This is a genomic window from Streptococcus pneumoniae, from assembly GCA_040719455.1.
Classification (GTDB): Bacteria; Bacillota; Bacilli; order Lactobacillales; family Streptococcaceae; genus Streptococcus; species Streptococcus pneumoniae_G.
In genome coordinates this window covers 1,907,342-1,922,402 of record JBFDTN010000001.1, presented here as the reverse complement: position 1 = coordinate 1,922,402, position 15,061 = coordinate 1,907,342, and the positions used below count along the sequence as shown (strand labels likewise).

The 15,061-nt window shown below is 42.6% G+C and carries 9 protein-coding genes and 1 pseudogene; 3 read left to right on the top strand and 7 right to left on the bottom strand.

The genetic code is table 11. The annotated features are described in order from the left end of the window. Positions 1 to 53: 53 nt before the first annotated feature. The 6 genes from AB1I63_09395 to leuS all read right to left on the bottom strand — a co-directional run bounded on the left by AB1I63_09395 (position 54) and on the right by leuS (position 10,076). Positions 54 to 539 carry a PTS sugar transporter subunit IIA gene (locus AB1I63_09395; protein MEW4355045.1) on the bottom strand — a complete coding sequence of 162 codons (486 nt, stop codon included), beginning with the start codon at positions 537 to 539 and terminating at the stop codon, positions 54 to 56. 83 nt (positions 540 to 622) lie between these two features. Beyond that, on the bottom strand, positions 623 to 901 hold the full coding sequence (locus AB1I63_09390) for a PTS sugar transporter subunit IIB (protein MEW4355044.1): 279 nt from the start codon (positions 899 to 901) through the stop codon (positions 623 to 625). 96 nt (positions 902 to 997) lie between these two features. Further along, complete coding sequence (locus AB1I63_09385; protein MEW4355043.1) at positions 998 to 2,449, bottom strand: PTS ascorbate transporter subunit IIC; 1,452 nt, start codon at positions 2,447 to 2,449, stop codon at positions 998 to 1,000. 315 nt (positions 2,450 to 2,764) lie between these two features. Beyond that, positions 2,765 to 4,861, bottom strand: coding sequence for an ATP-dependent Clp protease ATP-binding subunit (locus AB1I63_09380; protein ID MEW4355042.1), 2,097 nt, complete (start codon positions 4,859 to 4,861; stop codon positions 2,765 to 2,767). A gap of 726 nt (positions 4,862 to 5,587) precedes the next feature. Next, on the bottom strand, positions 5,588 to 7,399 hold the full coding sequence (gene glmS, locus AB1I63_09375; protein ID MEW4355041.1) for a glutamine--fructose-6-phosphate transaminase (isomerizing): 1,812 nt from the start codon (positions 7,397 to 7,399) through the stop codon (positions 5,588 to 5,590). Between the two features lie 175 nt (positions 7,400 to 7,574). Continuing rightward, the gene (gene leuS / locus AB1I63_09370) at positions 7,575 to 10,076 is read right to left on the bottom strand and encodes a leucine--tRNA ligase (protein MEW4355040.1); all 2,502 of its coding nucleotides are present in this window, start codon (positions 10,074 to 10,076) and stop codon (positions 7,575 to 7,577) included. Positions 10,077 to 10,639: 563 nt separating this feature from the next. Between leuS and AB1I63_09365 the strand changes: the two genes are divergently transcribed. From AB1I63_09365 to AB1I63_09355, 3 genes are all read left to right on the top strand, one after another. After that, the gene (locus AB1I63_09365) at positions 10,640 to 10,996 is read left to right on the top strand and encodes a hypothetical protein (GenBank protein ID MEW4355039.1); all 357 of its coding nucleotides are present in this window, start codon (positions 10,640 to 10,642) and stop codon (positions 10,994 to 10,996) included. Next, on the top strand, positions 10,993 to 11,355 hold the full coding sequence (locus AB1I63_09360) for a hypothetical protein (GenBank protein ID MEW4355038.1): 363 nt from the start codon (positions 10,993 to 10,995) through the stop codon (positions 11,353 to 11,355). The genes AB1I63_09365 and AB1I63_09360 overlap by 4 nt, the downstream gene beginning before the upstream one ends. A gap of 103 nt (positions 11,356 to 11,458) precedes the next feature. Then, entirely contained in the window at positions 11,459 to 13,270 is a 1,812-nt protein-coding gene (locus AB1I63_09355) for an IS1182 family transposase (protein ID MEW4355037.1), read from the top strand. On the opposite strand, the pseudogene AB1I63_09350 reads toward AB1I63_09355, so the two are convergent. Continuing rightward, positions 13,216 to 15,036 (bottom strand): annotated as a pseudogene (locus AB1I63_09350) (M13-type metalloendopeptidase). The gene AB1I63_09355 and the pseudogene AB1I63_09350 sit on opposite strands and share 55 nt — an antisense overlap. Positions 15,037 to 15,061 lie beyond the last annotated feature (25 nt).

Genomic DNA, 15,061 nt, shown 5'->3' with positions numbered 1-15,061 from the left:
AATCCGTAGGAGTTGCTGACGTCCGCACCATTTCAGAAAAATATCCAAAAAAATTATGACTCTAAATCAAGTCCTTCAAGATACGGACTATTCTTAGATTCTTCTACCATAGCAAGGACTTCTTCTTCTGATTGGCAATTCACCAAGCGCTCGATAGAATTTTCCAATTCAAAAAGAGCGATGATTTGTGGAATGGCAACGGATGTGTGAATGTCTGAACTTGTAGCCGCAAGCGTCAAGAGAACGCTCACTTCCTTACCATCTGGAAAGACGACTGGTTTTGTCAAGGTAATCAAGGCAAAGGAATCGCGCTCCACTCCCGCTTCTGGACGGGCATGCGGCATCGCCATACCAGGCATCAATATGTAGTAAGGACCGTATTCTTTGGTTGATTCAATAATGGCATGGTAGTATTCTTCTTTGACCGCTCCACTTTCAATCAAGGGGTTAACTGCCAAACGTACCGCTTCTTCCCAAGTCTCAGCTGTCAAACCAAGACGGATTGACTTGTTTTCTGTAAAAGCTTTTTTCAAATTCATATAGTTTCTCCTTTATTTTTTATCAAACGAGGCTGGAAATACTCGTCCCAGCCTCTACATCACTATCCTATGCTCAAAGAGTATTACAGAACTTCTTGCAATTTTGTCTTAATTTCGTTGTCATCCATGAGATTATCAAGACCGACTAATTTACCATTGGTGCGACCTTCTAATTCATTGATAAGGTGAACCGAAGCAATGACAATGTCATACCCTGCTGCAAGACCTTTTGCCTCACCAACGCTGCAAGAATTCACTGTAAAATCGCTTTGTCCAAGATTACGAAGGGCATTTTCCACCTTCATTTTGATGACCATAGATGATTCCATACCATTTCCACATGCTGTTAGTACTTTAACCATTTTCTTTTCCTCCTGATAATATAATTTTTGATTTTTCTATTTTTGATAGTTTCTTAGGTAGTGCTGATGTCAGAATTTTATTGTTGACAAGTAGCCTTACTCTTGGGCTTCCCCACGGTAGTAAGCTTCTTTATCTTTTGCTTTGGCAAATTGGATTTGTGGAATTGCAAGGAAGAACAAGCAAACCAAAACATAACCAATAATACCAAGATATTTGAATAGGTAACCAAATGGCAACCATGGGAATTCAAAGTCAATATTTCCGTGGTAACCACCGTATGCTGCCAAATCAAGTAGGGCAACGCAGGCTGCACCAAGTGCTACTTGAAGCACACCTGAGATAAAGGACAGGATAACCGCTGCTTTCCAGCCACCGCGTTTATCTGCGTAAACTGCAATCGCCGCATTATCAAAGAATACTGGTACGAAACCGGTAATGATAAGGACTGGATTTTTAAAGACAATCAAGAGTACAATGGTGATGAGTTGTCCAATCAAACCAAAAGCAAATCCTGAAAGTACCGCATTTGGAGAACCAAAACCGTAAGAAGCAGCAACGTCCACCGCAGGGAATGATCCAGGAAGGAGCTTGCTTGAGATACCTTGGAAGGCATTGGTCAATTCTGTTACGAACATCCGTACCCCTTGCATCAAGATAAAGAGGTAAACAGAGAAAGTAAAGGCTGTTTGAATGATATACATATAGAAGTCTTGTTTTTCAGGATTGAACGGTGTACCTGAAGTGATGACTTCTTTATTGGCCATAACGTCTGGACCCAAGACTAGAAGAATGGCTCCAAAGAAGACCAACATCAAGGTTGCAGAGGCAACCACTGTATCGTGGAAGATTGATAAGAATTTTGGCAATTTCAAGTTATCCAAATTTTCTTCTTTATTGCCAAGTTTTCCAGCCACTTTATCCACAAACCAGATCGCAAATTGTTGTTGGTGACCGATGGCAAATCCGCCACCACCTGTCAAGCGTTGAGTTGCTTCAACAGTCATATTTGAGCTGACTGCCCAGTAAAGACCACAGATGATTCCGATAGCTGTCACTCCAAAGCCATTGCGCAACTGAGGAATGAGGAAGAGCACCATGAGCGAGATAGTCGCTGCTTGTTGCACCATGATGTGACCTGTGATAAACAAAGTCCGAACCTTGGTAATTTTCCGAAGAGCAACGAGCAAGATATTGACCCCAAAACCAATCAAGAGAGCTGTTGTTGCTGCTCCGACAAAGTCTGGGAACATTTCTTGGATCTTGGTGTTAGCTGCTGTCAAACCAAAATACGGGTCGATAACTGCCGCACCGATATTAAATTTGAAGTTAAGCGCTGCAAGGATTGGACGGAAAGTTGTTACCAAACCTCCTGCTGCTACGTTCAAAATCATGTAACCGACTGTTGCTTTCACAAAGCCTGCAAAGATGTCATGCCCTGGCTTTTTCAAAAGAGCATAACCGACAAGGACTAATAGTCCGACGAAGAAGGCTGGATTCTGCAAGATATTTTGCGAGAACCAAAATAGAATGTTTTTCAAAATCTCCATTCTGAACTCCTCTTTTCTTTTTATTTTTTGTTTTTCCTATCTTCATTATAGAACTTGCAAGCGCATACAAAAAGACCAAATAAAACACAGGCTTGTGTTCACACTTGGACTGTGTGAAACAAACCTGCATATCATCAAAAAAAGGAGTGAGACAGAAGTCGTGATTTTGTAGAAATCGATTTTGTCAATTTCGCCTCCTCATTTCTAGGCTCAGGTATCAATAGTCACTTCCCTGACTATTGATATGCGTCAAACGACTCAAACTATAAAAATAAGGAAGTTGGGTACTTTCCCCAACCTCCCATCATTCATCTATCATTCTTTTTCGCTAATCACAAGCTCTCCATCCACCATATCCGCAAGGAGTTCCTTAGCGTCTAGGTGGTCAAGATAAAAGTCCGTCACCTTGTCGCGGATCTCTTGCTCAATGACACGGCGGAGTGGGCGCACGCCCATGATTTCATCATACCCTTGATCAATCAAGTATTCTTTGGCGCTGTCTGTCACTTCTAGCAGCATCTCTTTTTTAGCAAGCATTTGATTGACTTCTGCCAGCATCAAGTCAACAATCTCTGCCAAATCTGCTTTTCCAAGGTGTAGGAACTCGATCACGGCATTGAAACGGTTGAGGAATTCTGGTCGGAAGAAGGGTTTGAGACGATCCATGATTTCAGGCTTGTCTTCTTCATTATGACTTGCACCTTCGTAACCAAATCCTGCATTCGAGGTCGCGATGATGACTGTATTTTTAAAGTTAACTGTATTTCCCTGACCGTCTGTCAAATGTCCGTCATCAAGCACTTGAAGTAGAAGCGTGATGACTTGTGGGTCTGCCTTTTCAATCTCATCTAATAGAACGATTGAGTAAGGATTTCTGCGAACACGTTCCGTCAAGGTGTTGTTATTGTCATCGTAACCCACATAGCCTGCTGTTGTTCCAATCAACTTAGAAACAGCCGTGCGGTCGCTGTATTCAGACATATCAAGGCGAATAATGGCATCTTTTGTTCCAAATAAATCAAGTGCTAGCTGTTTTGCTAGCTCGGTCTTTCCAACCCCGGTCGAACCGACAAAGAGGAAGCTACCGATTGGGCGGTTGCCTTCATCAAAGCCTGCCCGATTTCTGCGAATGGCACGAGCGACTGCTTCAACTGCGTCATTTTGACCGATGACCTTGGTCTTGAGACGGCTATTCATCTCTTTCAAGCGCTCAATGTCGCTTGACCCCATTTGTGATACCGGAATACCAGTCATGCGCTCGATAGACTCTGCCACATCGTTAATGCTTGCTGTCACCTTGGTGTCTTCAGCATGGTTGTCAATTTGTTTTTCCAATTCTTCAATACGGATTTTGGCATTCAAGGCTGTTTCGTAGTCTTCTTTTTGTGCAGCCTGTTCCTGCTTTTCTTTTTCTTGGGCTATTTCCGCCTCAAGAGCATAAATGTCTGTGACAGGATGCTGAGCTGCCAAGTGAGCTGCCGTCACATCGAGCAAGTCAATGGCCTTATCAGGGAGGCTGCGTTGGGGAATGTATTGGACAGAATAATCCACTGCAGCTTTTAAGACCTCATCTGGCAAGATAACATTGTGGTGCGCCTCGTATAAGTCGCGGATGCCCTGAAGGATTTTATAGGTATCCTCAGCAGACGGTGCGTTGACCTTGACTTCATTGAAACGGCGTGCTAATGCTGCATTTTTCAAAATGGTATTGCGGTATTCGTCCTGAGTCGTTGCCCCAATCACGGTCAATTCTCCCCTAGAAAGTGCTGGTTTCAAGATGTCCGCAAGACCTTTTGAGCCAGATTCCCCGGTACTACCTGCACCGAGAATCTGATGAATTTCATCAAAGAAGACGATGACATTGCCCATCTCCTTGACTTCTGTCATGAGATTTTGGACATTTTCCTCAAAACTACCACGGTACTGGGTCCCTGCTTCAAGACCTGAAATATCAATCGAAATCAATTCCTTATTTTTAATCGCGGCTGGTACATCACCACGCACGATTGCTTGGGCTAGACCTTCGACAACTGCGGTCTTCCCAACACCAGCATCTCCAACCAAAACAGGATTATTTTTGGTTCTACGAGAAAGGATTTCTGCTGTTTTTTGGATTTCCTTGTTGCGTCCAATGACAGGATCAAGCATTCCTTCTCGTGCTTCTGCGGTCAAGTTCCGACCAAGCTTTGCAAGAACCCCATCTTTTTTGAAATGCGGATTGTGTGTGCCTGTTTCTTGAGCTTCTACTTGTGGCAGTTGACCTGTTGCGCGATAGTGGGCAAATTCTTCTGGTGTTACTTCACGACCGTTGATGAGATAGCGGCGGCTCTCTGTGTTGTAGCCTCCCATACGTCCCATTAGTTGATTGAAAATATCGTCCATGTTGTTAAAGTTGTTGTAATTGTTGTTCATATTCATACCTCTTTTTTACATAATTTTTGTTTTGCTTTTTTAGAAAAGACAACCCAGTGTCTTATTGTTTACTTATTCATAAAATATTACATAACTTTTCTTCTTTCCTAAGAAATGGAGCTATTCGCTCCGCCTTTGTAAACTCTTTTCTTGTTTACATCTGTAATTATATCACATCCAAAAAATTATGTCAACACTTTTTTGGTTAAAAAATTACATAATTTTTTCGTTCATAAAGAATAAAATAAGGTGATATAAGCGATATTAGTGTATTTTGTTTACAGATATCATTATAAATCATTTCTAAAATTATGTAAATGTTTTTGCTTGTTTTTTAGATCATTAAAACAGACATATTTTCCTTTTGATGTAGTACAAGGTAGCAAGTCGCAGGCATAACTTGGGAGTGGGACTCAATCGTGATTTCGAAGAAATCGATTTGCCTCACTTCTTTATTTTTAAGTTCGAGCTAAAATAATCCACTGGATTATTTTACTCTCACCTCCGCAAGGTTGACTAGGTTTGTAGAATGTTGATTTATCAACATTCTACAAACCAGACAACTACTGCGCCAAACTGTTAAAACTATAAAATGTAACAAGGTTGGATACTTTTGTCCCACTCTCCCAACAGTCTCCCAGACTGTTGGAGCAAGATGAGTTAACAACCTAATAAATTGCAACTAAACGGCTATAAAAAAGCCGAGATTACTCTCGACTGTTGTTTCTATTCTACGGTTACGGATTTTGCGAGGTTTCTTGGTTTGTCAACGTCAAGTCCGCGGTGGAGCGATGCGTAGTAAGCAATCAACTGCGTTGGAATGACCATAGAAATGCTTGATAGGTATGGATGAACCTTATTCAAGACAATGTCGTCCCCTTCTTTTTCAACGCCTTCTTCGACAATGGTCAAGACCTTGGCACCACGCGCCACGACTTCAGATACATTTCCACGCGCATGTGAGGCAATCACTGGATTTGCTGAAATCAAGGCTAGCACAGGTGTGCCATCCTCAATGAGGGAAATCGTTCCGTGTTTTAACTCCCCAGCCGCAAAACCTTCACACTGGATGTAGGAAATCTCTTTCAATTTCAAACTTGCTTCCATAGCAACATAATAATCATTGCCACGACCGATGTAAAAGGCATTGCGAGTCGTCTCTAGCAAATCTTTAACCTTATTTTCAATCAAGTCTTTTTCAGACAAGGTTGACTCAATGGACTGAGCCACAAGCGACAATTCATGAACTAGATCAAAATCTTTTGCCTTATCATTGTCCATCGCTTCGCCGACTGCTTTTGCTAAAAATGCCAAGGTCGCAATTTGAGCCGTATAAGCCTTAGTTGACGCCACAGCAATTTCTGGTCCTGCATGAAGAATCATAGTATGAGTCGCTTCACGAGAAAGAGTGGATCCTGGAACGTTGGTCACGGTCAAGCTTGGATAGCCAAGTTCATTCACTTTCACCAATACTTGGCGGCTATCTGCAGTCTCGCCTGACTGGCTGATGAAGATAAAGAGTGGCTTTTGGCTCAAGAGTGGCATACCATATCCCCACTCAGAGGCAATGCCTAGCTCCACAGGTTTTCCTGTTAATTCTTCTAGCATCATCTTAGAGGCAAATCCTGCATGATAAGAAGTTCCTGCGGCGATAATGTAAATGCGGTCACACTCTTTCACAGCTGAGATGATCGCAGGATCAACCGTCACATCGCCATTTTCATCGGTATAAGCTTGGATGAGCTTACGCATAACTGTTGGCTGCTCGTCGATTTCTTTGAGCATATAGTAAGGGTAAGTCCCTTTTCCGATATCTGACAAATCAAGCTCTGCTGTATAGCTATTACGCTCGATTGGGTTACCATCGTAGTCCATCACTTCTACGCTATCTTTTTTCACGATAACCAATTCCTTATCGTGAATTTCCATGTATTCGCTAGTTTCACGAATCATCGCCATAGCATCAGAGCAGACCATGTTATAGCCATCTCCCAAGCCAATCAAGAGTGGTGATTTATTTTTAGCGACGTAAATAGTTTCTGAATCTTCCTTATCAATCAAGGCAAAAGCATACGAACCTTGGATAATATGCAGCGCTTTTTTAAAGGCTTCAAGAGTTGATAAGCCTTCTTCTGCAAACTTGCCAATCAAATGAACCGCAATTTCTGTGTCCGTTTGACCTTTCAAATCATGTCCTGTTAAGTAGGTTTCTTTAATGTCCAAGTAGTTTTCAATCACGCCATTATGCACCAAGGTGAAACGACCCGTTTGTGATTGATGAGGATGTGCATTGACTTCACTTGGTTTTCCGTGAGTCGCCCAGCGTGTATGACCGATTCCCGCTGTTCCTTCTAAGTTTTCCCCGACCTTGCTAGATAAATCTGCAATACGACCAACGGATTTCACGAGCTTGCTATCAGAAGAACCAACGACAAAAATCCCAGCTGAATCATAGCCACGGTACTCTAGTTTTTCCAAACCTTGAATTAAAATATCTGTTGCATTTGCGTTTCCAACAACGCCGACAATTCCACACATAGTCTTTGACAATGGCAAAGTTTCTTGCCATTTCCTCCTCTTTCGAAAATTGGTATAGTCTAATTCGTCTTTTAGACAATCAGTGAAACTATTATAATCATTTGATTTTTACTTGTCAAGTCTAAAAATTGGTCTAGATAAAAGAGGTTAAACAAATCGTTAACCTCTTTTATCCTTATTTCACAACAATGTTGACTAATTTATTCGGTACGGCAATGACTTTGACAATGTCTTTACCTGCAATCTCTGCTTGGACTTTTTCATCCGCAAGAGCTGCAGCTTCCAAGTCCTCACGAGAAAGGTCTTTGGTAACGACCAATTTAGCACGAACCTTGCCCTTGATTTGAACAACGATTTCAATCTCGTCTTCCACTAGGAAGGATTCGTCATAGCTTGGCCATGGCACGTAGGAAATACCGTCATTTGAGCCGGTCACGATTTGCCAGAGTTCTTCTGCCAAGTGTGGCGCAAATGGGGCAATCAACTGGATGAAGCCTTTAGCATATTCAACATAAAGCACTTCTTCCTTGTTGGCGCTATTGACGAAAATCATGAGTTGGGCAATAGCTGTATTGAACTTGAGCGTTTCAATCTGCTCGGTCACAGCTTTGACCGTTTCATGGTAAACCTTGTCTAAGTTCCCGTTGTTTTCTGCAACAATCTCTTTTGATGTAACCAAGCGATAGACACGGTCGAGGAACTTACGGCTACCTTCCAAGCCTTCTTCACTCCAAGCGATGGACGCATCAAGCGGTCCCATAAACATTTCGTAAACACGAAGGGTATCTGCACCGTATTGGGCTACGACATCGTCTGGATTGACTACGTTTTTGAGGGATTTGGACATCTTAGCAGGGGCTTGTTCTAACTCTTCTCCTGTTTCGATATTGAAGAATGAACCGTCACGTTTTTCAACCTTATCAGTCGCAACGAGCGCACCGCGGCTATCACGATAGCTGGTTCCCAAAATCATCCCTTGGTTAAAGAGTTTTTGGAATGGTTCCTTGGTTGGAACGACACCGATATCATAGAGGAATTTGTGCCAGAAGCGGGCATAGAGTAGGTGAAGTACTGCATGCTCTGCACCTCCGATATAGATATCTACTGGCAACCAAGCCTTGAGTAGGTCTTCATCAGCGAGTTTTTCACTATTGTGCGGATCGATGTAGCGGAGATAGTACCAGCTTGAACCTGCCCATTGTGGCATCGTATTGGTCTCACGACGTCCTTTGACACCATCTTCACGGGTCACTTCTAGCCAGTCTGTCAAGTTAGCAAGCGGGCTTTCTCCAGTACCAGACGGCTTAATATCGCTGGTTTTTGGCAAGACAAGCGGCAATTCATTTTCAGGAACAGCTGTTGATGTACCATCTTCCCAGTGAATGATTGGAATCGGCTCACCCCAATAGCGCTGACGGCTGAAGAGCCAGTCGCGCAAACGGTAGGTCACTTTTTCCTCACCGACACCATGTTCAGTCAACCAGGCAATCATCTTTTCAATCGCATATGCCTTGTTCAAGCCATCTAGGAAATCAGAATTGATGTGAAGTCCGTCCTCTGTATAGGCTTCCTTGTCCACATCGCCTCCTTCGATAACTGCCACAATTGGCAAATCAAAGGTCTTAGCAAATTCCCAATCACGACCGTCGTGTGCAGGCACTGCCATAACGGCACCTGTCCCGTAGCTTGCAAGGACATAGTCCGCAATCCAAATCGGAATTTCTTGACCATTGACAGGGTTCACCGCATAAGCACCAGTCCAAACACCTGTCTTTTCCTTGGCAAGGTCCGTCCGCGCAAGGTCTGACTTAAGGCTGGCTTGGTGCTTGTAGTCTGCTACCGCAGCGGCTTGTTCAGCCGTTGTGATTTGGTCTACCAACTCATGCTCAGGTGCTAAAACGGCAAAGCTTGCCCCAAAAAGGGTATCAGGGCGGGTTGTAAAGACGGTGAAGTCCTTATCCGTTCCTTTGACGGCAAAAGTGACATTGGCACCACGAGATTTTCCAATCCAGTTACGTTGCATGTCCTTGATGGACTCTGGCCAATCCAAGTCTTCCAAGTCATTGAGCAAGCGCTCTGCATAAGCGGTGATTTTTAGCATCCATTGACGCATTGGCTTTCTGACTACTGGATAACCACCCCGCTCAGACGTTCCATCTGGCAAAACTTCTTCGTTGGCAATGGCTGTTCCAAGCTCTTCTACCCAGTTGACAGGCACTTCAGCTTCATAGGCCAAACCTTTTTCGTAGAGTTTCGTGAAAATCCACTGAGTCCACTTGTAGTAGTCAGGATCTGTCGTGTTGACCTCACGGTCCCAGTCATAAGAAAATCCAAGCGCATTGATTTGGCGTTTGAAGTTGGCAATATTTTGCGCTGTAAACTCCGCAGGGTCATTTCCTGTATCCATGGCATATTGCTCCGCAGGCAGACCAAAGGCATCCCAGCCCATTGGGTGAAGGACATTGTAGCCTTGGGCACGCTTATAGCGGCTCAAGATATCTGTTGCGGTATAGCCTTCTGGGTGTCCAACGTGAAGCCCCGCCCCACTTGGATAAGGGAACATATCAAGGGCATAAAAATTTGGTTTCTCTTTATCTGTACCTGTTTTGAAGGTGTGGTGTTCTGCCCAGTATTTTTGCCACTTAGGCTCTACCACTCCATGATTGTAAAAACTCATAGCCTTTTCTCTCCAATTTTGTATGATGTTTCTATTATACCATGTTCTATCCCATTTGCAGCAGGAGATTAAACGGAAAATGCAGGAATTTCTTGATTTTCACTTTTGAAAACGCTATACTAAAATAAAAAGGAGTTATTAAACGATTGAAATGTATGTTAGCTATTGTATGACTGCCTATCTGAGCTAGATGAAGAAAGGAGATAAAAGCATGAAAAAGGAATTTTTTAGCTACTGGACTATATTTTGTATCTGCGGATTAACCTATTTTATGACACCTCTATTGATTAAAAATACTTCCTCTGATCAAACTCTCCACCTTCATTTTTCAAAAATAGCGATTCTTCTCTCCATGCCTCTACTTGTCAACAAAAACTCAAGCATACGTCCCCTTTATAGAAATAGTATTGGATTTTTGATGTGTGTTGTCATTGGACCTCTCACAACTCTTTTTGAACCAAGTTCAATCCTTCTCACAAGAAATCACTTGCTTATTTTAACGAGCATTTTTGCCCTCCTCTCGCTGAGCAACTATCTCTACAAAAAAAGAAGGAAGCCCTAAAATGAAAAAAGAACTATTTTACTACTGGGAACATTTTTGCATCCTAAATGCAACCCTATGCACACTAACTGCTATCACCATGCTCATCTTTCCACAACTCGACCCAACACTACGCCTATCGACTCTTGTGAATATCTTTTCTTTAACTCTCGTTACCAGTCAAAAGATGAAAACCAAGCTCCGCTATCGCTTTTTAATTGCTATCAGCCTGATTTTCATTTTAGAGCCGATTTGGGCTATGATTTCAATAGAATCGCTCCACCCAACCCCGCTCTTCTACTTCCTAGCTAGTCTGGTACTGGGCTTGTTAGCATTAGCAAATTATTGGCATCAAAACAGAAAGAAGCAACAGGCATGAAAAAAGAATTATTTTATTATTGGGAGTACTTTTGTCAGCTAAATGCCATTCTTTGTGGAACAGTTGCTCTGACACTTCTTTTTTATCCAAATTCTATTTTAGAAATCACCTTCAATCACCTTGCCAATTTCTTCACCTTTCCTTTAGTATTAAATCATAAGATGAAAACCAAACTACGCTATCGCTTTCTGATTGCTATCAGCCTGATTTTCATTTTAGAGCCGATTTGGAATACCCTGGCACCACAACCCATCCACCCAGCGCCCGTTCCCTTATTTATAGCAAGTGGAATATTCAGCTTACTAGCATTGGGGAATTATCTATATCAGAAAAAGCAAAAGAGTCTGGGCAAAAACTAGCTTCAGAAGTTAAAAAACGAGCATTTCCGTAGATGGAGATGCTCGTTTTCACAAAGTCATGGTATCATTATAATAACCACAAAATAACTAGAAAGCCATGACGATGTATAAAGAGTATAACACAAATCAATTAAGTTTGGAACTAAATCTTGCTTTTGATCTCCCAATGACGCATGAAGCAAGACTGATTAGTTTGTTCGTGGATAGTATGCCAAGTGATGTGCTGCTTGAAGAAAAGTCACACACGGGCCGCCCTGCTTTTCATCCTGCTATGCTGTTAAAAATGACGCTCTTCGCTTATGCCCGTCAGGTCTTTTCTGGTCGTAAAATAGTGCAGATGAACGAAGAAGTTATTCCGATGAAATGGCTAAGTCAAGACACTTATGTTAGCTATAAAACCATCAATAATTTCCGTTCAAGTAAACATGCCAATCACCTGATTAAGACGGCCTTTATTTACTTTACCCTACTCATGCGAGACAATGGTCTGATTAAAGACGAGGCGCTCTTTATCGATGGCACAAAACTAGAGGCCGATGCTAATCTCTATTCTTTCACATGGAAGAAAGCTGTCGAGAAATACGAGACTGCTTTAAATGGAAACATCTCTAAACTCTATGACAAGCTCGTTCAAGAAGGGGTAGATTTAGCCCTCTCAAAAGAAGAATGTGAAACCAGCGAGGGACTCAAAGCCCTGCTTGAAAAGACTGAAGAGGCCCTTGATGAAGTGGAAAAAGCAATCGCCCAAGAGCCAAAAGTTATCAAAGGCGGTTCTGCTAATAAACAAAAACGACGTCGCATCCAGAAGCTCCGCAACCAATTGAAAAAAGATTACCTCCCTCGTAAACAGCGCTACGAAGAGGCTAGAGATACTTTTCTAGGACGCAATTCGTTTTCTAAAACAGACCATGACGCTACCTTTATGCGGATGAAAGAGGATCATATGATGAATGGCCAGTTGAAACCTGGTTATAATGTTCAAGCCGCAACCAATGGTCAATACGTTCTTGCTTATGATATCTTTCCCAATCCAACTGATACCAGAACCCTCAAACCCTTCCTCCAATCCATTCAAACATTAGACTTGTTCCAAAACATTGTAGCTGATGCAGGTTATGGTAGCGAGGAGAATTATCGTTTTATTATGGATGAGCTGGAGAAAACACCGCTTATTCCCTATGGCATGTACCAAAAGGAATTAACTAAGAAATATAAGAACAGTGCAGAGAACCCAGCTAACTGGGATTATCTTGAAGAGACAGACCAGTTTATAAAACCAGATGGAGTTGTTTATTCCTTTAAGAACTATTCTCGCCGAACGGACAAGTACGGCTTTGAACGAGATTTCAAAATTTACGAGGCAGATAAGATACAGGACACGCTAGAGCTAGATCAACTTGCCAAAACAGAAAGTGGTCATCAGAAACAAATCCATTATAATCCGACTTGGAATTATTTTAAGGAAGTCATAAAGGAACAATTGCATAGCGAAGAAGGCTCTCGCATCTACGCTAAACGGAAAATCGATATCGAGCCCGTTTTTGGCAGATTGAAGAGTATTTTTGGCGTGCGCAGAGTTCACGTTCGAGGGAATCAAGCTGTCCAAACAGAGGTCGGATTCCTCTTCATGAGTATGAATCTCACAAAATTGGCAAAGAATTTGGCTACTAAAACCTCTAAAAATCAAAAACCACACTGTGATTCTTTCATCTTGATTGTTTTCAAGATGGAAATGACAGTGTGGTTTTATTCTGAAGCAAGTTTTTGCCCAGCCCTTTTTTATATATCCTACCAAATCACTACACGATCTTCTGGTGCGCGCCACATGCCGTCTTTTTCTGTGACATCGAAGGTTTCAAAGAATTCGTCAAAGTTTGGTACTTGTAGGTTAACGCGGAGTTTTGCCGGTCCGTGAACGTCAACGCTCGCAAGCAACTTCATGTACTCTGTCCGTCCTTTCATGCGCCAGATGCGACCCCAGTTGGTGAAGAATTCTTCTGCTGAGTAGTCTTCATCACGTTTTGCGGCTTCAAGTGCTGCTGCAAGGCCACCCAAGTCAGCCACGTTTTCAGAGACGGTCAATTTCCCGTTTACCTTAGCACCGTGAGAATCTTGCCCCTCAAAGAGGTCCACCACTTTTTGCGTTTTTTCCTTGAAGGCTGCGTAGTCTTCTTCTGTCCACCAGTTTTTCAAGCTACCATTTTCATCAAAGGAAGCGCCATTGGTATCAAAGGCATGCGAAATTTCGTGAGCGATGACCGCACCGATTCCGCCATAGTTTTCAGACGAGGTCTGCTCTAGTGAGTAAAACGGCGCTTGCAAGATAGCCGCTGGAAAGACGATTTTATTTTGTTGCGGGCTGTAGTAGGCATTGACCATGTGAGCTGGCATCCCCCACTCGCTATCGTCAACCGGTTGATTCCACTTGCTCCATGAATGCTTGATAGACAATTCTCTCAAGAATTGAGCATTTTCAAGGAGAGACTTGCTCTCATCGATGACCTTGTCATAATAGCGCTCTGGCAATTTCTCAGGATACCCGATATAAGGCTTAATCACACCGAGCTTGACAATGGCTTGCTTCTTGGTTTCTTCAGTCAACCAGTCGTTAGCTACCAAGCGCTCTTTATAGACCTCAATCATGGTCGCAACTTTTTGCTCCACATCAAGCTTAGCTTCTGGTGAGAATTTCTCCCCTGCATACCACAAGCCCAGAGCTTGATCAAATGGTGCTTGTGCCAAATAGAAGGCAGCTTTTTTCTTGTTTTGTGCTTCTGGCGTACCAGATAAGGCCCGTCCATAAGCTCCTGATAGGATACGAATCTCATCTGTCAGATAAGAAGTCACAGAGCTCACCGCACTCACAATCAAGTTAGCTTTCAAATACTCCCAATTCTCTTCACAGTAAAATTCTTTTGCCATTTCCCAGAAACGAGGATTTTCCACAATGATCTTGTCTGGAACTTGACCAATAACTTGCTTAAAGAAATTATCTAACGGAAGCGTTGGCACAAGGGCTGCAAAATCGGCAAATGTATAGGGATGATAGAGCTTGAAATACTCGGCCTTGTCTTCGTTTGAAAGCACGATTTTTGCCACACGCGCATCCTGCTCCTCCATCTTATCCAGTAAATCAGTAATTTCTTCATCTGAAAAGTCAAACTTGCGGAGCAAGTCTGTCTCAGACTGGCGCCAAAGAGCTAACAATTCTGCCTTTTGTGGGTGGTCTTCTGCATAGTAGGTCGTATCTGGCAAGATAGTTCCTGGCTCTCCTGCCCAGAGGACATTGGTCTTAGCGTCCATAAAGTCAGGCGCAATACCAAACGGTAGTCCATTTGGCTTACCTGCCAATTCAAAGGCTGCCATTTTTTCGACAAAATCTGCAAAAGACTGGATATTTTTATATTCTTCAATCAAGGAAAGAGCTGGTGCAATGCCATCTGCTTCTCTTTTATCAAAATCTGCTGCTAAGCGGTGGTATTTGACAAAGTTTTGAAGAACGCTATCCTCAGGTACTTCCTCACCTTTTAGCCACTTGTCTGTTGTCGCAAGCATTAACTCTTCAATCTCATCATGTAGATCCACAAAACCGCCTGTCACTGGCTTGTCACTTGGAATTTCAGCAGTCTCTGCCCATTGTCCATTTATTGCCTCATAAAAATCATCTTGTAAACGTACCATAGGAACCTCTTTTCTATTTTCTATC

Coding starts and splice junctions, on each gene's coding strand:
- leuS (MEW4355040.1), bottom strand. CDS start 10,076: ATGAGTTTTTACAATCATGGAGTGGTAGAGCCTAAGTGGCAAAAATAC.
- AB1I63_09390 (MEW4355044.1), bottom strand. CDS start 901: ATGGTTAAAGTACTAACAGCATGTGGAAATGGTATGGAATCATCTATG.
- glmS (MEW4355041.1), bottom strand. CDS start 7,399: ATGTGTGGAATTGTCGGCGTTGTTGGAAACGCAAATGCAACAGATATT.
- AB1I63_09360 (MEW4355038.1), top strand. CDS start 10,993: ATGAAAAAAGAATTATTTTATTATTGGGAGTACTTTTGTCAGCTAAAT.
- AB1I63_09365 (MEW4355039.1), top strand. CDS start 10,640: ATGAAAAAAGAACTATTTTACTACTGGGAACATTTTTGCATCCTAAAT.
- AB1I63_09380 (MEW4355042.1), bottom strand. CDS start 4,861: ATGAACAACAATTACAACAACTTTAACAACATGGACGATATTTTCAAT.
- AB1I63_09385 (MEW4355043.1), bottom strand. CDS start 2,449: ATGGAGATTTTGAAAAACATTCTATTTTGGTTCTCGCAAAATATCTTG.
- AB1I63_09355 (MEW4355037.1), top strand. CDS start 11,459: ATGTATAAAGAGTATAACACAAATCAATTAAGTTTGGAACTAAATCTT.
- AB1I63_09395 (MEW4355045.1), bottom strand. CDS start 539: ATGAATTTGAAAAAAGCTTTTACAGAAAACAAGTCAATCCGTCTTGGT.